The organism is Klebsiella oxytoca, from assembly GCF_009707385.1.
Classification (GTDB): domain Bacteria; phylum Pseudomonadota; class Gammaproteobacteria; order Enterobacterales; family Enterobacteriaceae; genus Klebsiella; species Klebsiella oxytoca_C.
The window spans coordinates 4,534,030-4,555,281 of the sequence record NZ_CP046115.1 but is presented as its reverse complement, the minus strand read 5'-3'; the positions used below and the strand labels follow the sequence as shown (position 1 = coordinate 4,555,281).

The following is a 21,252-nucleotide window of genomic DNA, read 5'->3' as shown; positions in this document are numbered from 1 at the left end:
TGTCAGCGGGTGCGTAAGGTCTATAATGACCCACGCACTTCCCTGCGGGCGTAGTTCAATGGTAGAACGAGAGCTTCCCAAGCTCTATACGAGGGTTCGATTCCCTTCGCCCGCTCCAATTTCAAATCTCCCGAACTCCACTCAAGTCAACTACCTACTGATTTTACTCGGTTTTTTATCGAATTTTCGTCAACTCAATTCAACCTGACTTACACCAAATCAACACCTTATGTCGTATAGAAATGTGTATAGATTCTCCTGTACGCTCTGAAACTCTCCACAGGGTGATCTCAGAGGAGAAAACTATACATATTCCACTTCAATCGTCCTTAAAAAATCACTGCTTGCCTCATTAGTAAACAATGTATACATTGTTTACATCAACTGTGAATTGACGCTGAGGAAAAGATGAGCAGAAAAAGTAATGTAGTAACCGTAAGATTAACTGATGAGCAACTGAAGGTTTTCACCGACTGGAAGGAAAAATTAGAGGGTGAATTAGGGATCGATGTTCCTCTGGGGGCCGTTATCCGTAGGGCGTTAGATGGTGCTATTCAGATGTATAACCAGCGTACGGAGCATGAAGCCCAGTCGGAAGACGACCGCGCTGCACGAGCACAAGGTGCTAACGCATACATCAGTGACTACAAGGAAGGGGAATAACCATGACCATTATTGATAGTAAAGCGCATCACGCAGGGTTCAGAGAGCATTATGTCGATAATGCTGAGCCAGTGTGGGATATCGGTCGCCCGCAAAAACCTTTCATCGAAAACGCCTCTGATATACGTGGGCCAATCTTAGATATTGGCTGTGGCACAGGTACGCTTGCCGCTTATTTTGCTCAGCGTGGTGAGCACGTTACCGGTATTGATTTTGTCGAAGAGGCTGTCGAGCGTGCTACCGCGAAGGCGAAGGCTGCAGGTCTGGATATCGACTTTATGGTTAAAGATTTTTTCACTATTGGCAGTTGGGATCGGAAATTCCGAACCATTATTGACAGTGGACTGTTTCATATCTTTTCAGGCGATGAGGTGAGAAAGGCTGCATACCTGGATATCGTGGGTAAATTACTGAGCGATAATGGCCGACTTTATATTCTGGCTTGTAAAAAAGAAGCCGGGAGCGAGGTAGGTGTTAACGCGGATGAAATTTTTGAGACCTTCCGTGAACGCTTTAACGTTGAGTCATTGCATGAGTTCGAGGCCGAAACCGTAACTGACGCCGTGGAAAATGTCCCCGGCAAACAGTGGCTATGTTATTTTGCGGTGATTAAAAAACGCTAATGTTAAAGGGGGCTGCGTCCCCCACTTTCAGGGGCTCAGGTTCCAGGTTTTGTCTTTTATTCCCTGATCTTCACGAAGGTATGGAATGCTTCTTCATAGTTTCAAACCTGTACTTCAAAGTAGGATCTGTTATCGCGATCATGATGGCCAACAATGCCCTGCAGCAGTTATGGGCGATGCGGTCATCGCTTTATCTACATACTCCATCGGTTTTACTGACTGAAAATACATATTTACAGATACATATTTCCCTCATTTCTATCTGAGGGCACGCGGCTTATTTCCTTTAGTACGTGAATATTATCCTTACAAAATTCTATATAGGCTCTGGCAGCAGCAGAAACATGCCTGTGTTTTTTATAAACCAGATGCAATGATGAGTAGGGCAAGCGTGTTTGGGGTAAAACCTCAATCAATTTGCCACTGTGAATGTATTCAGCAGCAAAAAATGCAGGTAACTCGGTAATGTAGTCACCAGCAAGGGCTCCCGAACGCAAATGAAGATAATCATTGACTATGAAGGTGGCAGGAACATCGTAGGTATGTTCACCGAGCATCCATACCGGACGCGCTCCTATGACTGAACCCCAGGCAGCGCAGGGGTACTTCATGAGGTCTGAAGGCTCTCTGGGGTACTCGCCCCCCTGGAAAATAGCCGGGCTGGCGACCAGAATATGCCTGAAGTCCATAAGATGGCTCGCAACAACATCATCATCAGAGATACTCCCAACCCTTAACGCGACATCAATGCCTTCAGAAACTAAATCCACCCGGCGTTCAGTTGTGTAAACGTTAATGGCAATACCCGGATATAGACGCTGAAATTGCCTGATTATCTCCCACCAAGGTTCAAGTGATTGAGGCATAGTCAGGCGTAATCGACCTGTAATATGGGAGCCGGCTGTTGTGAGAGACTGCTCTACATCATTAAGCATATCGATGGCCGAACTGGCCTGATTCAGCAGTTTTTCCCCAGCCTCTGTTGCTCTGCAACCTTTCACCGTTCGTTCGAGCAGAACAACATCCAGTTCATGCTCAAGTTCAGCGATTCTGCGGCTTAGCGTCGGAAGCGGTATGTTGTTTTGACGCGCTGCTGCTGAAAGACTACCGCAGCGGGCTGTCAGAACAAACATTTTTAAGGCGTTAAGATCCATTGCATCCTCTCAAATATGAAAACATCATTCTCATTTCAGACTCTACAATGTACGGAATATGGATATTAAAATACAGTCACTTTCAGTCAGTAACTACAGAGAAAATGTACTGATAAAAGCAGATTTACAATATATCTGACCATGTCAGCTCTTTTAAAATTTAACACCTTTCTCGGTGATTAATTCTCATAAATGAAAAGGCAAAATGCACAGACTGCAAAACGATGGTCACGACGGTATGGCATCTGTTCAGGGTGGACATCTGTCTGACTCCTTAAGTCAATTTACACCTGATTTGGAATTTAAAAGTAAGATGAACAAGTTAGTAGAATCCTATCTGGCCCGTCTTGGTATTGACGTCGAAAAACCCTCCATCGAAGCGCTGACTCGTTTACATCAGGCTCATGTCGAACAGATTCCTTACGAAACATTTTGGATCCACCTTGGGCAGGATTGGGGCATCGACGCCATGGAAAGCTTCCAAAGAGCGGCAACCACCCGACGAGGTGGTTATTGTTTTCAGCTTAATGGCGGCTTCCACACACTTCTTACTCACCTTGGTTACCGCGTGAGCATCAACCCTGCAAACGTCCACGGAGCCGAAGGACCGCAACACATAAAACTGGAAAACCATGCGGCAATCATTGCCGAAGGGTTGCCGAGTGAAAGTAATCCCAACGGGAGATGGTGGGTGGATGTTGGCCTTGGTGATGCGCTCCATGAACAAATGCCGCTTATGAATACTGTCGTTAACCAGGACGCGATGCAGTTTGGCATGGAAGCGGTGGACGAGAACGGCGTTGGAGACTGGCATCTCATTACCGATCCATCGTGCTGGATCGCAGGTGTAAGTATGGCCGAGCAACCTGCTTCTATGAGTGATTTCGTAGACCAGCATCACTTTAATATGTGCTCGCCAGAATCCGGATATGCAAAAGTGGTTACGGCACAACTCCGGAAGCCATCTGGCAAAACGATTCTGCGAGGCTGCGTTTTGACAAAAACCAATGGCGAAGTCGTGACGACTCACACCTCAACATCTTTACCAGAGTGGCTGGAAGTGCTTGGGGATGAATTCGGTCTGACTTTCGAAAACGTTCCAGAGATAGCACTTAAAAAGCTTTGGGTTAAAGTACAGAAGATCCATGAAGAATGGCTGCAGGCGCGTGAAAGCGCGTAACGCAGCAAGTTGTTGACGCCCGGCCCGATACATACGTTGAGGTTATCGGCCGGAGCTGTATTGTTAATGAAAGCTGTATTTACGCCTGATGGCGGGTCACGTTGAGAATTTTAGCGCTCGCGCCGACCGGGAAATTGCTTAAGGCGCCAAAATCGCTGCCCTGATAGCCCATGATCTTGCCATCGGTGCGCATCTGCTGCAGATCGATCAGGATCACCCCCAGCGTCGGAATGATTTTCTCCCGCCAGACAAACAGATAGAGATCCTCCGCCACCTGCACATAATGGCAACGGTCGACATCCGCCAGCCCCTTTTCCACGCCGTCCAGACACTGCCAGGCGTAAAAATTATCGTTGAGATAGATATGCTCATAGCGTTCGGTCGGACTGTAGGTGTACTGATTGCGCATGCCGACCAGCGCATCGGTAAAGTCCGGTAGCGGTCCCGGCCGCGTATCCAGGCGAGCAAAGTCGAATCGCACCTCAACCGCGGTCAGCGGTAGTCCTTGCTCTACCCGGCTGAAGGCATCCAGCCGCGCGGCGGCCTCATCCGGTAGCTGGCCATACACCAGCGTGGCGTTGCGCTGCTTCAGGTTGCATATCGCGCTGATGCTGGCGTTATCGCGCTCCGGGTCAAGGAAATCGATAAACAGAATATCGGGGCGCAGGGCTGTCGCCCGCCAGGGCGCGCGCTTGCCGTTCCAGCGCAGCGTCTGGTCATTTTCGATAATCAGCTGCTGCGGCTCGCTCCCGGCGGCATAAAAGCTAAAGCGCTCGCCTGCGGGCAGGCTGGCGGCGGCCAACAAATTACCGTGCGGGGCAAAACCATCGGCCAGCGCGCCGACCTGGATAAATACGGCTTCTGAAGTCATGTAGGCTCCTGAGTTGAGTGGGATGTTAAGTAAACGCGAGCGTGGGAACATCGACGATACTGGAACCACCATCGGCCACCAGCGTGGCCCCGGTGATGATGTCGGCCCGCGGCGAGCAGAGAAACCGGCAGGCCTGCGCTATTTCCTCGGAGCTGGCGGCGCGGCGCAGCGGAACGTCGCGGCAAACCCGTTGATAAGCCTCGGCAAGTGACAGCCCTTCCGCCTGCATCAGTGGGATCATCTCTTCATCCGCCATCGGGGTAGTGACCCAGCCGGGGCAGAGGGCATTGGCGCGTACGCCATGCGGGCCGTAATCACGAGCGATGGATCGCATCAGGCCAATTAACGCGTGTTTAGCGGTGACATAGCCGCAGGCCTGCGGCCCGGCGGCGAGCGAGGCGATTGAAGCGACGAACAGCACGTTGCCGCGGCTGGCGATAAGCGCGGGTAAACAGGCGCGGACGCTGGCGAAAGCGCTGTTCAAATTAGCGTCCAGCGCCTCTCGCCACTGGCGATCGCTGGTCTCGGCGGCGGCGCTATTGCCCATTCCGCCGGCGCTGCAGATCAGCACGTCGATCTGCCCCGTCTGGTTAAGAATCGCTGGCAGCAGCCGCTCGCGCCAGGTATCGCCGTCGGCGGCATCGCCCGCCAGCGCCGTCGCGCCTGTCTCATCGGCGACAGCCTGTAGCGGCGCCTCGCGCCTGCCGGTAATAAATACCTGGTTTCTCGCCGCGCTCATCAGCCGCGCGCAGGCGGCACCGATCCCGGTTCCGCCGCCGGTAATCACCACCACTCTTGCCATTCGTTTGCTCCTGAAAAGAGGTTTTTGACTACCTTAAGAGGCTGATAAATTCCCGGCTATCGTCCGGAAGAACGAGAGCCGGGTTTGATTAGCGGCTCTCGCTCATGGGAATCGCCTGCGGCGCCGGAACCGGCTTCATGGTCGCGGGATCGACCGCCAGATAGCGACCGGTTTTGCTATCAATGCCGACGTAATCGATCATCTTGCCCTGCGCTTTGGTGACCATGGTTCGGCTGGCGAACGCCTCGTAGGCGTCGCTCATCGCTTTGACCCGCTCGGGGTGTTCGGCCGCGATATCATGCGTCTCCAGAGGATCGTCATGCAGATTAAACAACTGCCACGGCGCGTCGCCGACGCTGAGAGCACGAGGCAACAGGCGCCGCAGCTTCCATTCGCCGTCGACCCAGGCCGCCTGATTATGCAGTTCGACACCGTACTTCCCGCGCGGCGGCTCCTGTACTTCGCCGGTCAGATAGCGCTTAAAGCTGACGCCAATCATCGGGAGCACCGCTTTTTTCGCCAGTGATTTGTTTGGATCGATACCGGCGAATTCATACAGCGTTGGTGCGACGTCGTAGACAGCCATTGTTGAAGCGTCGATTTTACCGTGGCGTGCGATCCCCGGGCCGGAAATCATAAAATCGGTATTGATGCCGCCCTGGGCGCTGGTGGTTTTGTGGTAGTTGGCGTAAGGGGCGTTGCTGACGTTGGCCCACTGCGGGCCGTAGGAGACAAACGAGCCTTTGCGGCCAATGTTGTCATAGCTGTTATTGAACTGCTTCCAGAACTCCGGGGAGGATTTGTAATAGAAGCCCTGCGCCGGGTTGGCGCCGTTATCGGTTAAAAAGACCAGCAGGGTGTTTTTATCGCGTCCGGTTTGTTTCAATGTCTCCATCAGCGTGCCGATTTGCGCGTCCATATTGGCGATCATCGCCGCATACACCTGCATCACTTTCGCCGTATATTTCTGCTGCTCCGGCGTCAGCGCTTCCCACTCTTTATCCAGCTCCAGATGCGGTAGCGGGGTGTCGTCATGGATAATACCCAGCGCTTTCAGGCGGGCGATACGCTGGCGATAGACCTCGGCATAACCCTGCTCATACTGACCTTTGAAGCGTTCAATCCACTCGTCCGGCGCCTGCAGCGGATCATGCGGAGCGGTGAAGGCCAGCCAGGCGAAGACCGGCTGATCCTGCGGAGTCTCCTTAATCCAGCTGTTCATCTGGCGAGCGTAGGCTTCGCTGGAATAGAAGTCATCCGGCAGGGAGACGCGCTCGCCGTCACGGGTATAGTAGGTGTGGAACGCCTCCACGGTACCGAGCGGTATCGCATCGTTAAAGTGGCTGGTGCCGCCGCCCATAAAGGCGAAGGAGTGGTTAAAGCCGCGGTCCTTCGGCGTGGCGCCAGGGACAAAACCAAGATGCCATTTGCCGGCCATCAGCGTGTTATAGCCGGCATCCTTAAAACGCTCGGCCATGGTAGTGACGCGATCGGTCAACCGCAGCTCGTAACCCTCCTTACCTATCGTACTGTCGTACCACCACATGCCGCCCATCCCGGCCTGCTGATTGCTGTTGCCGGTCAGCAGCATCGAGCGCGCAGGGGCCGACATCGGCGAAGTGTAATACTGGCTCATGCGAATACTTTGCTCCGCCATCGCCTGTAGGTTAGGGGTAGGGATTTCGCCGCCGAAGGGGCTGATATCCGAATACCCCATATCATCGGCGATAATCAGGATAACGTTCGGGCGTTCATTTTGCGCGCCGTGCGCGCCGCCAGCGAGGATCATGCTGACCGCCGCGGCCATGGCTTTTTTATTCACAACTGACTCTCCTGTTCAGAGGGGGAATTATCATCAGAGTAAGGGGCTACGCGGGTTGCGCAGAGCCTACAAACGCGGCCCGCCAGGCTTTCAGGCCGTTAAGGTCGCGGGAAAAAGGGCGCAATGGCGAGAGAATTTCGCTAAAGAAACGGTAATAGCCACCGCAGAGCCGATTATTGCCAGCGGCGTTGAGATGCGCGGGACAGCCGCCCTGGCACACCATTTTTACCGAGCAGGAGTGACATTCGCGGCGCAGGCTTTTTTGCTGACCGAAAGAGAGCTGAACCGAAGCGTCGACCGCGGCGGCGAGCGTCTGCTCGTCAAGGCGGCCCAGCCGATGTTCGGCGTTGATCAGATGATCGCAGGCATAGAGTTGCCCGTCGGGCTCCATTACCAGATTGGTGCCGCAGCGGGCGCTATGAACGCAGCTGCTGCTGGTGTGGGTAAAATACTGCGCCCACGCCTGCTCGATATTGATAACGAACACCCGCCCCATATCGCAGCGCTTTTGCCACTGCCGCCAGATACCAACCATAAAGCGCCCCCAGCTATCGGCGCTGAGCTGATAGCCCTCGCGCAGCGCCGCGCCTTCGCTCATGAGCGGCTGGAACTGCAGATAGCGAGCGCCAAGACTGACCACCCGGTCATAAATCGCCGCCGCGTGCGCGGCCATTTCGTTATGCACCACGATCAGCAGGTTAAATTCAACCTGATGCTGGTGGAGCAGGGCGATACCGCGCAGCGCTGCCGGCCAGGTTGCCTGCCCGCGTTTATTCGGGCGATGGTGGTTTTGCAGAGCTTCGCTACCTTCGAGGCTGACCCCGATAACAAAGCGATGCTCACGAAACACTCGACACCAGGCGTCGTTGATTAACGTGCCGTTAGTCTGCAGGCTATTGCTGATGGTTACCCCTTCGGGGGCGTAGCGCTGCTGTAGCGCGAGCGCCTTCTTATAGAAACTCAACCCGGCCAGTAGCGGCTCGCCGCCCTGCCAGACGAAGTTGATTTCGCGCGCGCCAGCGGGCTGTGCGGCAATGTAGCGGCGGATAAACTGCTCCAGCCGCGCCTCGTCCATTTTCTTGACCGGCGTTTCATCCTGCGGGTAGTAACAGTAGCGGCAGGCAAGGTTGCAGGCGGGGCCGATTGGCTTCATCAGAATATGAAACGGCACCGGCGAGCGCGGCTCGATGGCCAGCGGAATTTGCTGCTGGCGTAGTGTAGCGATATTCAGCATCGGCTTATCCTCTATTAATTGCTGGTGCGGTTGGCCTTATTCAGGTAACAGCAAGCCAGGCATAATCAATTGATTAAGCCGCGGCGATAAATTAACTACATTCTTTTAGGATATAAATGAAAAAAAAGCGAAATTCTATCGTTCTTAAGGACGAGATCGGACCTGTTAATATATACCCATTATACTTCAAGGGATATTTGCTATAGCGACGTTAGTTCACTGCGGTCAATTACTTAAGTAAGCTCCCGGCGATGCCCCCTCCTGGCGCTCAAATTATTTAGCTATAAGGTTTTTTAATCCTTTCTTGAGGATAATGCGTAATGTTAATAACTTTTGTTTATGTTTTAACTTAGCTACGTTAACAAAGAGTGCAGTGATTTTTAAATTTCTTAAATAACAATTGGTTGCTGAAAATTTTGTAATCAGTATCACATTGTTAACATGTTAATAATTGTGTTACTTAAATGTGAAATGTATGCTTCATCTAACTCTGGTAATCCGCGTGTTACGCATCACTACCTCGACGGGAGGAAATATCATGTCTGCTTTATTAAAAGCCAGTCGTAATGATTCGATAATAGCCCGTTGTTTACAGACTATTTCACAGTTAATTCCACTGTCTTCAGCGGTATTTTATCGAGTAAATAATCGTTTAAAACCCGAAAACTATATATTGCATAATATTTCGGATAATACACACCAACAATACCTGGAGAGTTTCCAGCCACTGGACCCGCATTTGCCGGTGCACTTTAGCCACCAGAGCACCACCATGGCGGCAATGACGCCCCGGCTCTGTGACCGCAACCGGCACTATTATCATGAGTTTATGTTGCCGAATAACGTTCGCGACATGACCGAAATTTTCATTCGCCGCGAACAGCGGATTATTGCCGGTATCTCGCTGATGCGCGATGTGCCTTTTTCCAGCGAAGAGCGCCAGCGTGCCCAGGCGCTGCTGCCGCTGGTGGAGCTGGCTATTCGTGATTTTCTGCCGGAAGAAGATGAGCTACCGGCCATTCTGACGGCGAAAGAGCGCGAAATCGTCGGCATGGTGCGCGAAGGGGCCAGCAATAAGGTAATTGCTCGCCAGCTGGATATCTCGCTCTCTACGGTGAAGACCCACCTGCGCAACATTTTCGCCAAGACCGAAGTCGTCAATCGGACTGAACTCGTTTCCCGAACCAGGATGCCTGCCGCGCAGCGTACGCTGTATCTGTAATCTGACTATCGCATCCCGCGCGCGCCGTGGCAGCACGGCGTTTTCCTGATGCCTGAAGGTATCACTCTCTGGATAACCGTCCGGGGGGAGGCTTTTTTGACTGGAGCACGCCCTACGATGTCGAGTACCCCTGTTCTTAATAATACGCTTTCCCGGCCTGCAGGGCTGGTGGTGTCGCTGCGTTTGCTGGCGGCGATTGTCATTTTCGCCGCCATCGCGCCGGGGATTTTAATGACCGCGCCGGCGGTGGCGGCGCAGCTGGCCAGCGAATGGCACCTGAAGCCGGGACAGATCGGCTGGCTATTTTCGGCAGAGCTCGGCGCGATGAGTCTGGCGACGCTACCGGCGTGGTGGTGGATGAGCCGCCTGGACTGGCGGCGGGTCGCTTTCGTGGCGGGCGTGGTATTTCTTGTCGCTAACCTCGCCTCTGCGACGGTCACCCAGTATGAGTGGCTGCTGGTAGCGCGCTTTATCGCCTCGCTGGCGGGCGGCACGCTGATGATTCTGTGCATCAGCTGTGCGGCGGGGACGCCGAACCCGTCGCGGGTCTACGCCTTTTGGGTGCTCGGGCAACTGCTGCTGGGAATGCTCGGTCTGCTAGTGCTGCCCGGCCTGTTCGTGACCTTTGGCCTGAAGGTGGTTTATCTGATCCTCGCCGCCATCATGCTCTGCTGTTTGCCGCTGATTTCCGCCTTCCCGCCGCGTTTTCAACCGCTATCGGCTTCCCGCCGCCAGCCGTCAGCGGCGACGTGGCGTAAAGCGCTGGCGGTGCTGGCGGTTCTGACCTTCTACATTAGCCTCAGCGCGGTATGGACCTTTATCGGCACCATCGGTAGCGCGGCGGGGCTTAGCCCGTCCCACGTCGGCCTGGTGCTGGCGGCGGCGACGGTGTGCGGCATTATCGGCGCGGGCGCCGCTGCGCTGCGCGGTACCCAACGTCCGGACCGGCTGGCGGTGTGGCTAGGTTACGCGCTGCTGATTGCCAGCGTGCTGCTACTGATAGGCCATCCGCTGCTGGTGCGTTACGCCATTGCGGCGCTGCTGTTTAAGTTCACCTGGACCTTCGTGCTGCCCTTTATTCTCGCTCGCGTGGCCGGTCTCGATAACAACGGTCGGCTGATGAACAGCATCAATCTGGTGATCGGCGGCGGAATGGCGGTCGGTCCGGCGATAGCGGGCGCTTTACTGCAGCACTTTGCCAGTGCCGATCCGCTACTGGCGGCGGCAGGCGTCTGCGCGCTGCTGTCGCTGATTTTGATTGCGGCGGCGTCGTCCGCCGGGAAAGTTATAGCTAACGGGAGGATAGAGTGAAAAGAAAAACCGGTTTCTTCTTTGATGAACGTTGTTTCTGGCACAGTACCGGGCTGCACGCGGTGACGCTGCCGGTCGGTGGTTGGGTGCAGCCTCCCGCTGGCGGCGGCCATGCCGAGTCGCCGGAGACCAAACGGCGGATGAAAAACTTGATGGATGTTTCCGGGCTGACGCCGCAGCTGGAGCTACGCGGCGCGGCGGCGGCGAGCCTTGAAGATCTACGGCGGATCCACCCTGATAGCTATCTTGAGCGCTTCAAGACGATCAGCGATAACGGCGGCGGCATGCTCGGTAAAGAAGCGCCGCTGGGGCCGGGGAGCTATGAAATCGCCTGCCTTTCCGCCGGACTGGCCTGTGCCGCCGTCGAGGCGGTGCTCAGGGGAGAACTGGATAACGCCTATTCGCTGTCGCGACCGCCCGGACACCACTGCCTGCCGGATCAGTCGATGGGCTTCTGTTTCCTCGCCAATATTCCGATTGCCGTCGAGCGGGCGAAAGCGCTACTGGGGCTCGGCAAGGTGGCGATTATTGACTGGGACGTTCATCACGGCAACGGCACGCAGCATATCTATTTACAGCGCGATGACGTGCTGACGGTCTCATTGCATCAGGACGGGTGTTTTCCGCCGGGCTATTCGGGCGAGGAGGACCGCGGCGTTGGTGCGGGCGAAGGTTACAACATTAATATTCCGCTGCTGGCTGGAGCGGGCGACGATAGCTGGCGCTACGCGCTGGAAACCATCGTTATTCCTGCGCTGGCGCGTTTTGAGCCGGAGCTGATTATTATCGCCTGCGGCTATGACGCCAATGCAATGGACCCGCTGGCGCGGATGCAGCTGCATAGCGATAGTTTCCGCGCGATGACCGGGCTGGTACAGCAGGCGGCAGATCGCCTGTGTGATGGCAAACTGGTGATGGTGCATGAAGGCGGCTATGCCGAATCCTACGTGCCGTTCTGCGGCCTGGCGGTGATGGAGACGCTGAGCGGCATTCGTACCGAGGTTCAGGATCCGCTGCTGGAGTTTATTCAGCAGCAGCAGCCGCGCGCCGCGTTCGCACAGTTCCAGCGCCAGGCTATCGATCGACTGGCGCAACAGTTCGGTCTGCAATAAACCGGCTCAGCTTCCCCGCGGTGATGGCGGGGAAGTCAATGCTTTCTCTTCTGCGATTTCTCGACCATCCACTGGCTTACCGCCTGATTAATCATCGCCATCACGCTCAGCAGCAGCATCCGCTGCTGCGCTTCAAGCTTCAGATAACGCCGCAGCGGCGGCATTTTGCAGACCACCTCGCTGGCGGCCCACGGCTCAATGCAGCAGCGCCAGCCGGCGTTGCCTAATGTGAGTGAAAAACGACGATAGTCCAATTCACTTAACGTTTGCTGGAGATTAGGGAAGCCGTTGAGATAACGGGCGAGTTCATCGCTATCTTTGCTACCGATAAAGCGGATCGGCTGGCGTTTCAGCCAGCCGGACTGATGGGCGCGGATCTTACCGCGAGCGGGCCGGGTAACCGGCCCCTCGACGACAAATTCACAGCTGTGAATGCTGGCCATAAATAGCCGCTTCTGGCGCACGCTGAAGGTGACGGAGGTGGCGTCGTTAAGCCGCAGCAACGCGCTGCGTTCGCTCAGTTTTTCGCTTGGCCAGCCCGCTAAATCGCGCTGTACCGCATTCATTAATGGCGTATCAAACCAGGGGGCGGAGGGCATCAGGTATCATCTCCCCGCGAGTCTGTTTCGCGTAGTTGCCTATAGCGCGCTCGACCACCTCTTCTACCGCCAGCGGCTTGAACGGGTTGACGCGCTGCACGCACACCGTCCAGAACAGAGCGTAGGCGGCGGTCAGGCCGAGCATCATCCCGAACGGCACCAGCACTTCGCGGCTGTCCATTCCCGGCGGCGTGATATTAACAATAGCGATAATGATTCCAACGCTGGAGATAATCTGCGGCAGCGGGAACCACGGCGAGCGGTAGGCGCGCGGCAGGTCCGGGCGCCGGATGCGCAGCATCACCACCGATATAGTGACCAGCAGATAGGCCACGCCCCAGGCGCAGACCGCGGCGAGGATCAGCGGCACGATGCGATCCAGATCGCCGTTCAGGTACCAGGCATGCAGGCAGGGGATAGCCACGCCGATAGCAATAGCGATAACCGGCGTTTTGAAGCGCGGATGCAGCCAGGTGAGAAAGCGCGGCAGCACGCCGTCCAGCGCCATGCCGTAAATAATCCGCGGCACGGCGGCCATCAGCGTATTGATGGTGGCGCAGCCCGCCAGCAGCAGCCCGACCCCCAGCCAGTACTGGCCGGCCTGGCCCATTACCCGCTCGGCGAAGGCCGGGATAGCCATCGGCGTATCCAGCAGATGGACGTTATTCGCCGCATCGAGTACGACGTTCTCCACCTGGCGATTAATCGCCGCGCCGTAGATAAACATGCAGCTGGCGACGCCCAGCAGACCAAGCGCCATCGCTCGTGGAATAGTGCGGTGCGCCTTTTTGATTTCCGGCGCCATCGGCGTCACCAGTTCGCAGCCGACGAACATAAACATCGCCATGCCGATATAGCCGAACAGGCCGGAGATATCGCTGACGTTAAGCGGCGTGCCGAACCAGCCGGAAAGGTGGGTTACCGGCGCCATAAAAATACCGCACAGGCCAAATATAGTGAGCGTCGTCCACATGCAGAAGGTGAGAACGACTTCGACTTTACCGAAGATTTCCACGCCAATGGCGTTCAACAGGCCAAAAATCACCACCATGCCGACGCCGACCATCCAGGTATTCTGATGGGCGGCCATCTGCGCGTTGACCGATTCGAAGTTCACCAGCGCCATAATCCCGGCGAGAATCGTCTCCGCAGTTCCGGCGAAGATATGGACGATAAGATAGGCGCACAGCGCGCCGGTAATGGCGAAGAAACGGCCCATTCCGCAGGAGATATAGTCGTATACCGAACCAGTCGTGGGAATAAGCGTCGCCGCTTCGGCGAAAGTGGTGACCTGCGCCTGCATCATAATAAAGGCCAGCAGCACCGCCAGGGCGAAGGTATCTCCGCCCATGCCGAATCCGCTGGTGACCGTCAGGATCACCGGGCTTGCCATAATCAGCCCGACGGAGCTGGCGAGAGTAGTCGGGAAGCCGATGACGCCGCGCTCAAGATGGCTGGCGAGTCTGTTTCTGAACATAGTCAACCTCTGCACAATGTAGGGGAGGGCAAGGGAACAGCCTGCGCTACTCCCGGATAGTCATAATTCAGGCGGGCATCCTGCTCAACGAATATCGTCCAGAAGGTAGAGAGCGACGAGTGCATCTGTGACGCAATCCATTAAGGCGGCGGCCGATAAATAAGATGGCCCCGAAAATCGGGGCCATCGGCGCGTAATCAACCAACGCGTTAGCGTGTCTCGACGTTCGCCAGGTAGTGTTTGACGAAGCGCGGCGTCAGGATTTTCCACTCTACTTCGGTACCCTGTTTGACAAACCAGCTGTCTCCCGGCGCAAAGCGCTGCGGCGTACCGCCGGCGACGGTCAGCTCCACTTCGCCTTCAAGCACGGTGGCGTGCTCGGTAAACGGATAGGTCATCGTAAAACTCCCTTCGGTGGACGAGAATAGCCCGCAGGTAAAGGCGTCCTGCGGCTCGCCGTAGATCATTGCGCCCGCCACCTGCGGGTCGCCAGCGGTCGGCGTGGCGCCGAGCAGGCTTACGCTGCCAATCGGCTGCAGTTCAGGTACCGGGTGTTCGAGTTTAAAAGCGTGCATAGCGTTCTCCTGATTAACTCCGGCCTTTCCAGAAACCGGCGGTTTGATGCATAAGTTTTCCGGCAGTGACTAATAACAGGCGCAGGCTGTCACGGCCGAGGATGGTCGCGTGGGGAATACTGCTCATCAGGCGATAGCGGTCGGAACCGCCGTTGATTCCTTCGGCGAGGATTTTGCACACAATGTGCGACGGAGTAACGCCGAAGCCGGAGTACCCCTGGACGTAAAAGACGTTATCGTGATCGCGCAAGGTGCCGATCTGCGGGAACAGGTTGGCGCTACAGGCCATCGGCCCGCCCCAGGCGAAATCGATTTTCACATCCTTCAGATACGGGAAGACCTCAGCCAGCAGCGTACGGTTCCAGGCGGCGAAATCGTTCGGTGTATACTCAAGGAAGCGAGTGGCGCTACCAAACAGCAGGCGATTTTCGCGGGTGACGCGGTAGTAGTTAATCACCGGGCGAATGTCGCTGAAGGCGCCGCGCAGCGGGCTGATGCGTTCAATCAGTTCGTCGGAAAGCGGTTCGGTCGACACCTGGTAAGAGTAGGTCACCAGCGTCTTGTTGTAGATTTCCGGCTCCATATTATTGAGGAAGCTGTCGCAGGCCCACAGTAGTTTGGCGGCTTTGACGCTGCCCATCGCGGTGCGTACCCGTACCTGTTTGCCGTAATTCACCTCCACAACCGGCGAGGATACAAAAATCTTCACCCCCAGCGAATGTGCGGCCTGGGCCGAGCCGAGCAGCATATTGAGCGAATGGATCTGCCCGCCGCCCATATGTTTCAGCGCGCCGCAGTACACGTCGGAACCCACTACCTGCTGTACCTCTTTACCGGTGTACAGTTCGATATCTTCATCCGGGGTGGCGGCCTTAAACTCTTTTTCCCACTGGCGTAGCGTTTTTAGCTGCCGCTGGTTATAGGCAAGGTAGCCGTAGCCCGGCACGAAATCGGCGTCGATGTTGTATTTGCGGATGCGTTCGCGAATGATGCCGGCGCCCAGGTTGGAGATTTTAAACAGCGTCTCCAGCCCCTCTTTGCCGACGTGCTTTTTCACCGCTTCGATATCGTGACCGATTCCGGCCATCACCTGGCCGCCGTTGCGCCCGGTACCGCCGTATCCGAGATGGCGGGCTTCCAGCACCACCACGTTGGTGATGCCTTGTTCAGCCAGCTCCAGCGCGGTGTTAATGCCGGAAAAGCCGCCGCCGATAATCACCACATCGGCTTCAATATCTTCCCGCAGCGCCGGAAAATGGAGCTGGTATTTCTTCGTCGCGCCGTAGTAGTTCAGCGCATCGATTTTGATATTCATCGCGTTACCCTGTCGTCTTGCCATGGCTCATGGTTCCCATCACAGCACGCCGCACGGAGGTTGAATATCGTCCGGAAGAATGACGTTCTTTAGAACGATGGGCGGTGCTGAGCCGTTGTGCTGTGATGGGCTAACTTTGCTGAAAAAACGGGTGCAGACGATGAGTGATGTAACCTTACTGGCGGAAGTGACCGCCTTTTTACGCCACCCGCACGGGCAGTTTATTGCCGGTAAGCGGGAGACAGGCCACGGCGCGCCCTTCGCGGTGATTAACCCGGCGACCGGGCAGGCGATTGCCGAGATTATGGCGGCGGATGTCGGTCAGGCGGATCGCGCCATGGAGAGCGCGCGGCTGGCTTTTAACCAGTGGCGCGAGATGCCGAGCCTGGCACGCGGCACGCTGCTGTTGAAGCTGGCGGATAGTCTGGCCGAGCATCGCGAAGAGCTGGCGCAGCTGGAGAGCCTCTGTTCCGGCAAAACCATCATGCTGGCGCGGATGCTTGAATTGGATCAATCGGTCGCCTTCCTGCGCTATTTCGCCGGCTGGGCGGGGAAAGTTACCGGCGAGACGCTGGATGTATCGCTGCCGTCGATGGCCGGGGAGAAGTATACCGCCTTTACCCGCCGCCAGCCGCTGGGCGTGGTGGTCGGCATCGTGCCGTGGAACTTCTCAATTATGATCGCTATCTGGAAGCTGGCGGCAGCGCTGGTCTGCGGTTGCACCATCGTGCTGAAACCGAGTGAATATACGCCGCTGACGTTGCTACGCGTCGCGGAGCTGGCAAAAGCAGTTGGTATCCCGGACGGGGTGATTAACGTGGTGAACGGCGCCGGCGGCGAAATCGCCCAACGGCTGATAACGCATCCGGCCTGCGCCAAGGTGAGCTTCACCGGGTCGGTAGCCACCGGTGAGAAAGTCCAGCAGTCGGCCTGCGCTTCAGGTAAGAGAGTGACGCTGGAGCTGGGCGGTAAAAACGCCGCGCTATTTCTTGACGACCTGACGCCGGAGGCGATGGTGAACGGCATCATTGAAGCCGGATACCTGAATCAGGGGCAGATTTGCGCCGCCGCGGAGCGCTTTTATCTACCGCAGGGAAAACTGGATGCGGTATTAGAGTTACTGAAAGAGAAACTCGCTGCCTTCGCGCCGGGATCGCCGCTGGATGAACGAACGCTAATGGGGCCGCTGGCTAACCGTCAGCAGTATGACAAAGTCTTGCGGCTCATTCAGACCGCGCGCGAAGAGGGCGATACCATCGTTTGCGGCGGCCAGGCTCTGCCCGGTGAGGGCTATTTCCTGCAGCCGACGGCGGTAAAGGTTAGTCGTGAAGACAGTACTCTGATGCGCGAGGAGACCTTCGGCCCGGTGTGCAGTTTTATCGGCTATCGCAGCGAACAAGAAGCGCTGGCCTCTATTAATGCGTCGCCGTATGGGCTGGCGGCCAGCGTCTGGTCGGATAATATTCGCCAGGCGCTGCGCTACTCGGAAGCGATTGACGCCGGGATCGTGTGGGTCAATATGCATACCTTCCTCGACCCGGCGGTACCGTTCGGTGGCATGAAGGGCTCGGGCACTGGCCGCGAGTTCGGTAGCGCTTTTATCGATGATTATACTGAGCTTAAATCGGTGATGGTGCGTTATTAAAATGCGCAAATATCCGGCTGGAGATAACTATCATTAATCAATGAAATATAAGCGTTGAGTATTATTGTTATAACCTGTCTCCAGGCCGCTAAATAGTTATTTGGCGGCCTTTTTGCCTGTGGAGAATCCCGGCTATGAAGAAGGATGTTATTTCTCATGGTCGAAAGGTTTTCATGCCGGACAGATCTCTCAAAGAGCGCTGCCTTCGTGTATGTTACGCAACTTTTTGTCATGTAGGCTGAAAGTAACGCGACTCATCTCTGACAGCTTAGTAGCATCATACTGCTCAGTATTAAATGTAATTATTTTGTTAATTAAATGGTGAATGGTCTGAGTGATTAAGGGGATATTCTGGAAATGACCCTCTTTATCCTGGCTTTATCTACGCCGGAAGGTATATATCGTTGACACTGCCAGCGGTTAAATTGGCTGATTTCAGCATGCTTGCTTTTTTTTTAAATTTGCTGACTATTTTTTTCTCGTGTCTTTGTCACCCTGTTGTTCACAATTTCTTAAGCCTGGCATGATGATAATGCCATGTATTTTATATCTATTTTTTAATTTGCTTTCTTTTTTACTTATCATCAGTGGTCGAGATAACGATCTTCAATTGTGTTTTTTCTTATTTAATTCAAGAATATTCTTACCTTAAATAAATAGCGCCCACCGATCAATTTGTTTGTTTTGTTAGTCATAATCTATTGATTTATTTTGTTCGATCGTTTTAAACGATTACCAGGTAGGTCTGAACTGATGGTTTAATTAATTCATGTAAAGGACTAACGCTTATTATATCCCGTGATTTTTTATCTTTCGGGAGAAAAGGAGATTCGTGAAAATGAATTATCATTTTATTTCTGATGACAGTTTTATCCTGCCCGGGATACGTCATATAATCTCTGAATTAGGGGTCAGGGCCTCTTTTTATAAAATGGGTGAAAGGCAAAAATTATTCGCCCCGCAGCCGGGTGATGTGGTTTGTATTATTGTTAATAATGCCCATCTGCGTAGTCGCTTACTGCGCAATCCACTCCTGGCCCGTTGCCGTTTGATGGTAATGTTGGACATCCCGCTCACGGTTTCACGGCTGACGTATTTTCCCTGGATACTGCCCAAAAATCTCAGCGTAAAGGCTTTTACGGATATTCTTCAGAAAGCGCCTCGGTCATGCGTGCGCCGGAAAGAAGTTTCCCGCAGTACGCTGACCCTGTTTGAAGAATTATGTAATGGAAAATCCGCCGCCAGCATATCTGGCGAATCCCAGAATGCCATGAAAGCGATTTACCGGATAAAACGCAATGTTTTTCATGAGTACGGTCTGCTGAATTGTAATTCCGTCGGTATATTAATTTGCCGGGATATTCTTTCATTAAAAGTACCCATATAGATTTGAGCTGTTAGTAAATGGAAACATCAACAATCAGACTTAAGAGGAAAATAAGACATCAGAAAAAATTTACGCTGAGTTTGATTCGCGGTCAGAATATGGCGTCAATACAAGACACGCTGTATTTATTGTAAAAACTCGATAATTAAACTCGGTTGCGGGAACCGTATTTTATTGTACTGCCACACACTGAATCAATCACTCGACAAAGCAGTGGAGATGACCTCCATTGTTATATTTCAAAGGGAGAAGTAAATGAAAATGAAAACTCTGGCCATTGCCGCGATGTCTGTTCTGTCCTTAAGCTCAGTTGCGGCTAATGCCGCAACGGTCTCCGTATTTGGCGGAGACGTTCATTTCCAGGGGTCCGTGACGAACGGTGCCTGCGCCGTGAGTGCAGCCACCAGTAACCAGATTGTAAACTTAGGTCAGGTGAAAGCGGCCAACATGGCAACTAAGGGCGACACAAGCAATAGCGTTGGTTTTACTATCGATCTGCTGGATTGCGATATTACCGTGGCATCGACTGCAGCCTTTGCATTCTCGGGGGTTGCCGACAGTTCTGACCCTAACCTTCTTGCTCTGCAGAGCTCTACGGCTGGCGGCGCTACAAATGTGGCCGTGCAGATCCTGGATGGTGTGGGCAAAGTTATGGGGTTAAACGCCGCAAAATATGGCACGCCTGTAGCGCTGGTCAATGGCACGAACAAAATTCCATTCCAGGCGCGATATTATGCCACCGGCGCAGCGACCGCAGGTACTGCTGATGCTGACGCGACGTTCAACATCCAGTACCAGTAATTCATTCCTTGCGCAGGGACGTGATTGATCGGGCCAGGATGGCCCTTTTCAACAACAGAGCGGAGGATACATCATGCAGGGGATGAAGACAGGTCTGCTGGCCGTGCTGTTAATACCCTCGCTTGCAATGGCTGAAACTATCCGGATGTCATCTATGGCCGGGGGAGGCGTGCGTTTTAATGGTGTTATCATCGCTGAATCCTGCCGGGTTGAAACCGGGGACCGCCATATGATTGTGGATATGGGACAGGTCAGCAGCAACCGATTTCATTACGCCGGAGAAGATATCAGCCCTGTGCCTTTCGATATTCATCTTCAGGATTGCACCACGGCTGTCAGTGAACGAGTCGCATTAACGCTGCATGGTATTGCGGATGAGACCAATCCCGATGTGCTGTCCGTCGCCGCAAGTCCGGACAGTGCGAAAGGGGTGAGTATCGCCCTGTTCGATAAGGAAGACCGTCTGATACCGCTTAATTCGGCGCCCGTCCACTGGACCCGATTATACAAAGGGCCAGTGACCCTTAATCTGGTAGCAAAATACCGGGCCACCAGTAACAGGGTGATTGGTGGCACCGCGAATGCTCACGCCTGGTTTGCTCTGACCTATCAGTAGATGGCTCGCTGGCTACACGGAAAAGGCGTATTAATTTTATAAAGGAGTGTCAGATGAAAACATTACAGGGTATGGCCCGCAGCCTGCTGGCCGGAGTTTTGCTGGTCACGACGGCAGGAGTAGCTCCACAGGCCGAGGCCGCCGTTGCGCTGGGCGCCACCCGGGTGATTTATCCGGCCGGTTCAAAGCAGGTACAGTTGCCGGTGACGAATAACGATGAAAAAAGTACCTTTCTTATTCAGTCGTGGGTTGAAAATGCTGATGGAAAAAAAGACGGTCGCTTCGTGATTACACCGCCGCTTTTCAGTATGAAAGGAAAAAAAGAAAATATTCTGCGTATTATTGATGCCACTAATGGCCAGCTCCCGAAAGACCGGGAATCATTATTCTGGTTAAGCGTCAAAGCCATTCCGTCTATGGATAAAGCGCAGAAAGATAAACAACAAAATACACTGCAGATAGCTATCGTCAGCCGTATTAAGCTTTATTACCGACCGGCTAATCTGGAACTGCCGCCGGAGCAGGCAGCTGAAAAACTGACGTTCAGCCGCCAGGGAAATTCGCTGACGCTGAATAACCCTACACCGTATTTTTTAACAGTGACTGAACTTTCTGCGGGAAAGCGCGCGCTGGATAATGCGCTGGTACCGCCGTTGGGCAGTACCTCGGTCACCTTGCCTTCTGATGCGGGTAATAACATTACGTACCGCACGATAAACGATTTTGGTGCCCTGACCCCACCACTGAAAGGTTTGATGAAATAATCTCAGGGAATAGTTATCACACTATTCCCCCCGAATATAAAAAATACTGACTGCCGGGCGATGTCGGACCGGAGGGACT

19 protein-coding genes, 1 tRNA gene and 1 pseudogene are annotated in these 21,252 nt (G+C 54.3%); 12 read left to right on the top strand and 9 right to left on the bottom strand.

Annotation, left to right across the window (positions count from 1 at the left end):
• The first annotated feature begins 44 nt into the window (after positions 1-44).
• The 3 genes from GJ746_RS21175 (at position 45) to GJ746_RS21165 (ending at position 1,286) form a co-directional block, all read left to right on the top strand.
• Positions 45-118, top strand: a tRNA-Gly gene (locus tag GJ746_RS21175).
• A 290-nt stretch (positions 119-408) separates the two neighbouring features.
• On the top strand, positions 409-663 hold the full coding sequence (locus tag GJ746_RS21170; RefSeq protein ID WP_154681959.1) for a hypothetical protein: 255 nt from the start codon (positions 409-411) through the stop codon (positions 661-663).
• A gap of 2 nt (positions 664-665) precedes the next feature.
• The gene (locus tag GJ746_RS21165; protein ID WP_154681958.1) at positions 666-1,286 is read left to right on the top strand and encodes a class I SAM-dependent methyltransferase; all 621 of its coding nucleotides are present in this window, start codon (positions 666-668) and stop codon (positions 1,284-1,286) included.
• A gap of 233 nt (positions 1,287-1,519) precedes the next feature.
• On the opposite strand, the gene GJ746_RS21160 is transcribed toward GJ746_RS21165, so the two are convergent.
• The gene (locus GJ746_RS21160; protein ID WP_154681957.1) at positions 1,520-2,440 is read right to left on the bottom strand and encodes a LysR family transcriptional regulator; all 921 of its coding nucleotides are present in this window, start codon (positions 2,438-2,440) and stop codon (positions 1,520-1,522) included.
• 205 nt (positions 2,441-2,645) lie between these two features.
• Here GJ746_RS21160 and GJ746_RS21155 point away from each other — a divergent pair, with 205 nt between their 5' ends.
• Positions 2,646-3,620: an arylamine N-acetyltransferase family protein gene (locus tag GJ746_RS21155; protein WP_227852715.1), complete on the top strand. Its 975-nt coding sequence runs from the start codon at positions 2,646-2,648 to the stop codon at positions 3,618-3,620.
• Positions 3,621-3,699: 79 nt separating this feature from the next.
• On the opposite strand, the gene GJ746_RS21150 is transcribed toward GJ746_RS21155, so the two are convergent.
• The 4 genes from GJ746_RS21150 to GJ746_RS21135 all read right to left on the bottom strand — a co-directional run bounded on the left by GJ746_RS21150 (position 3,700) and on the right by GJ746_RS21135 (position 8,349).
• Positions 3,700-4,491 carry a MoaF C-terminal domain-containing protein gene (locus GJ746_RS21150; RefSeq protein ID WP_154681956.1) on the bottom strand — a complete coding sequence of 264 codons (792 nt, stop codon included), beginning with the start codon at positions 4,489-4,491 and terminating at the stop codon, positions 3,700-3,702.
• 25 nt (positions 4,492-4,516) lie between these two features.
• Complete coding sequence (locus tag GJ746_RS21145) at positions 4,517-5,293, bottom strand: SDR family NAD(P)-dependent oxidoreductase (protein ID WP_154681955.1); 777 nt, start codon at positions 5,291-5,293, stop codon at positions 4,517-4,519.
• Between the two features lie 88 nt (positions 5,294-5,381).
• Positions 5,382-7,115 carry an arylsulfatase gene (locus tag GJ746_RS21140; RefSeq protein WP_154681954.1) on the bottom strand — a complete coding sequence of 578 codons (1,734 nt, stop codon included), beginning with the start codon at positions 7,113-7,115 and terminating at the stop codon, positions 5,382-5,384.
• A gap of 46 nt (positions 7,116-7,161) precedes the next feature.
• Entirely contained in the window at positions 7,162-8,349 is a 1,188-nt protein-coding gene (locus tag GJ746_RS21135) for an anaerobic sulfatase maturase (protein WP_154681953.1), read from the bottom strand.
• A 538-nt stretch (positions 8,350-8,887) separates the two neighbouring features.
• Here GJ746_RS21135 and GJ746_RS21130 point away from each other — a divergent pair.
• From GJ746_RS21130 to GJ746_RS21120, 3 genes are all read left to right on the top strand, one after another.
• Complete coding sequence (locus GJ746_RS21130; RefSeq protein WP_154681952.1) at positions 8,888-9,571, top strand: LuxR C-terminal-related transcriptional regulator; 684 nt, start codon at positions 8,888-8,890, stop codon at positions 9,569-9,571.
• Between the two features lie 117 nt (positions 9,572-9,688).
• Positions 9,689-10,882: an MFS transporter gene (locus tag GJ746_RS21125; RefSeq protein WP_154681951.1), complete on the top strand. Its 1,194-nt coding sequence runs from the start codon at positions 9,689-9,691 to the stop codon at positions 10,880-10,882.
• Positions 10,879-11,994, top strand: a complete 1,116-nt coding sequence (locus GJ746_RS21120; protein WP_154681950.1) for a class II histone deacetylase — start codon at positions 10,879-10,881, stop codon at positions 11,992-11,994. The genes GJ746_RS21125 and GJ746_RS21120 overlap by 4 nt, the downstream gene beginning before the upstream one ends.
• Positions 11,995-12,000: 6 nt before the next feature.
• Here GJ746_RS21120 and GJ746_RS21115 read toward each other — a convergent pair.
• From GJ746_RS21115 to GJ746_RS21100, 4 genes and pseudogenes are all read right to left on the bottom strand, one after another.
• Positions 12,001-12,593 (bottom strand): annotated as a pseudogene (locus tag GJ746_RS21115) (DUF3156 family protein).
• Positions 12,571-14,070 (bottom strand): APC family permease, encoded by a 1,500-nt coding sequence (locus tag GJ746_RS21110; RefSeq protein ID WP_154681948.1) that lies wholly within the window; start codon positions 14,068-14,070, stop codon positions 12,571-12,573. Before GJ746_RS21110 ends, GJ746_RS21115 begins: the two are co-directional and overlap by 23 nt.
• 209 nt (positions 14,071-14,279) lie before the next feature.
• Positions 14,280-14,645 carry a cupin domain-containing protein gene (locus tag GJ746_RS21105; protein ID WP_064178039.1) on the bottom strand — a complete coding sequence of 122 codons (366 nt, stop codon included), beginning with the start codon at positions 14,643-14,645 and terminating at the stop codon, positions 14,280-14,282.
• A gap of 13 nt (positions 14,646-14,658) precedes the next feature.
• Positions 14,659-15,960 carry an NAD(P)/FAD-dependent oxidoreductase gene (locus GJ746_RS21100; RefSeq protein ID WP_154681947.1) on the bottom strand — a complete coding sequence of 434 codons (1,302 nt, stop codon included), beginning with the start codon at positions 15,958-15,960 and terminating at the stop codon, positions 14,659-14,661.
• A gap of 160 nt (positions 15,961-16,120) precedes the next feature.
• Between GJ746_RS21100 and GJ746_RS21095 the strand changes: the two genes are divergently transcribed.
• The 5 genes from GJ746_RS21095 to GJ746_RS21075 all read left to right on the top strand — a co-directional run bounded on the left by GJ746_RS21095 (position 16,121) and on the right by GJ746_RS21075 (position 21,173).
• Positions 16,121-17,605 carry an aldehyde dehydrogenase family protein gene (locus GJ746_RS21095; RefSeq protein ID WP_154681946.1) on the top strand — a complete coding sequence of 495 codons (1,485 nt, stop codon included), beginning with the start codon at positions 16,121-16,123 and terminating at the stop codon, positions 17,603-17,605.
• 832 nt (positions 17,606-18,437) lie between these two features.
• Positions 18,438-18,992 (top strand): hypothetical protein, encoded by a 555-nt coding sequence (locus GJ746_RS21090; protein WP_154681945.1) that lies wholly within the window; start codon positions 18,438-18,440, stop codon positions 18,990-18,992.
• A 255-nt stretch (positions 18,993-19,247) separates the two neighbouring features.
• Positions 19,248-19,793, top strand: a complete 546-nt coding sequence (gene fimA, locus GJ746_RS21085; protein WP_154681944.1) for a type 1 fimbrial major subunit FimA — start codon at positions 19,248-19,250, stop codon at positions 19,791-19,793.
• A 73-nt stretch (positions 19,794-19,866) separates the two neighbouring features.
• On the top strand, positions 19,867-20,409 hold the full coding sequence (locus GJ746_RS21080; RefSeq protein WP_154681943.1) for a fimbrial protein: 543 nt from the start codon (positions 19,867-19,869) through the stop codon (positions 20,407-20,409).
• Positions 20,410-20,462: 53 nt separating this feature from the next.
• Entirely contained in the window at positions 20,463-21,173 is a 711-nt protein-coding gene (locus GJ746_RS21075; protein ID WP_154681942.1) for a fimbria/pilus periplasmic chaperone, read from the top strand.
• The last annotated feature ends 79 nt before the right edge of the window (positions 21,174-21,252 follow it).

What these genes read in the sequence shown, in the direction of transcription:
- GJ746_RS21130 (WP_154681952.1), top strand. Translation starts at nt 8,888, where the DNA reads ATGTCTGCTTTATTAAAAGCCAGTCGTAATGATTCGATAATAGCCCGT.
- GJ746_RS21075 (WP_154681942.1), top strand. Translation starts at nt 20,463, where the DNA reads ATGAAAACATTACAGGGTATGGCCCGCAGCCTGCTGGCCGGAGTTTTG.
- GJ746_RS21095 (WP_154681946.1), top strand. Translation starts at nt 16,121, where the DNA reads ATGAGTGATGTAACCTTACTGGCGGAAGTGACCGCCTTTTTACGCCAC.
- GJ746_RS21100 (WP_154681947.1), bottom strand. Translation starts at nt 15,960, where the DNA reads ATGAATATCAAAATCGATGCGCTGAACTACTACGGCGCGACGAAGAAA.
- GJ746_RS21170 (WP_154681959.1), top strand. Translation starts at nt 409, where the DNA reads ATGAGCAGAAAAAGTAATGTAGTAACCGTAAGATTAACTGATGAGCAA.
- GJ746_RS21145 (WP_154681955.1), bottom strand. Translation starts at nt 5,293, where the DNA reads ATGGCAAGAGTGGTGGTGATTACCGGCGGCGGAACCGGGATCGGTGCC.
- GJ746_RS21125 (WP_154681951.1), top strand. Translation starts at nt 9,689, where the DNA reads ATGTCGAGTACCCCTGTTCTTAATAATACGCTTTCCCGGCCTGCAGGG.
- GJ746_RS21080 (WP_154681943.1), top strand. Translation starts at nt 19,867, where the DNA reads ATGCAGGGGATGAAGACAGGTCTGCTGGCCGTGCTGTTAATACCCTCG.
- GJ746_RS21105 (WP_064178039.1), bottom strand. Translation starts at nt 14,645, where the DNA reads ATGCACGCTTTTAAACTCGAACACCCGGTACCTGAACTGCAGCCGATT.
- fimA (WP_154681944.1), top strand. Translation starts at nt 19,248, where the DNA reads ATGAAAATGAAAACTCTGGCCATTGCCGCGATGTCTGTTCTGTCCTTA.
- GJ746_RS21165 (WP_154681958.1), top strand. Translation starts at nt 666, where the DNA reads ATGACCATTATTGATAGTAAAGCGCATCACGCAGGGTTCAGAGAGCAT.
- GJ746_RS21155 (WP_227852715.1), top strand. Translation starts at nt 2,646, where the DNA reads ATGCACAGACTGCAAAACGATGGTCACGACGGTATGGCATCTGTTCAG.
- GJ746_RS21135 (WP_154681953.1), bottom strand. Translation starts at nt 8,349, where the DNA reads ATGCTGAATATCGCTACACTACGCCAGCAGCAAATTCCGCTGGCCATC.
- GJ746_RS21160 (WP_154681957.1), bottom strand. Translation starts at nt 2,440, where the DNA reads ATGGATCTTAACGCCTTAAAAATGTTTGTTCTGACAGCCCGCTGCGGT.
- GJ746_RS21110 (WP_154681948.1), bottom strand. Translation starts at nt 14,070, where the DNA reads ATGTTCAGAAACAGACTCGCCAGCCATCTTGAGCGCGGCGTCATCGGC.
- GJ746_RS21150 (WP_154681956.1), bottom strand. Translation starts at nt 4,491, where the DNA reads ATGACTTCAGAAGCCGTATTTATCCAGGTCGGCGCGCTGGCCGATGGT.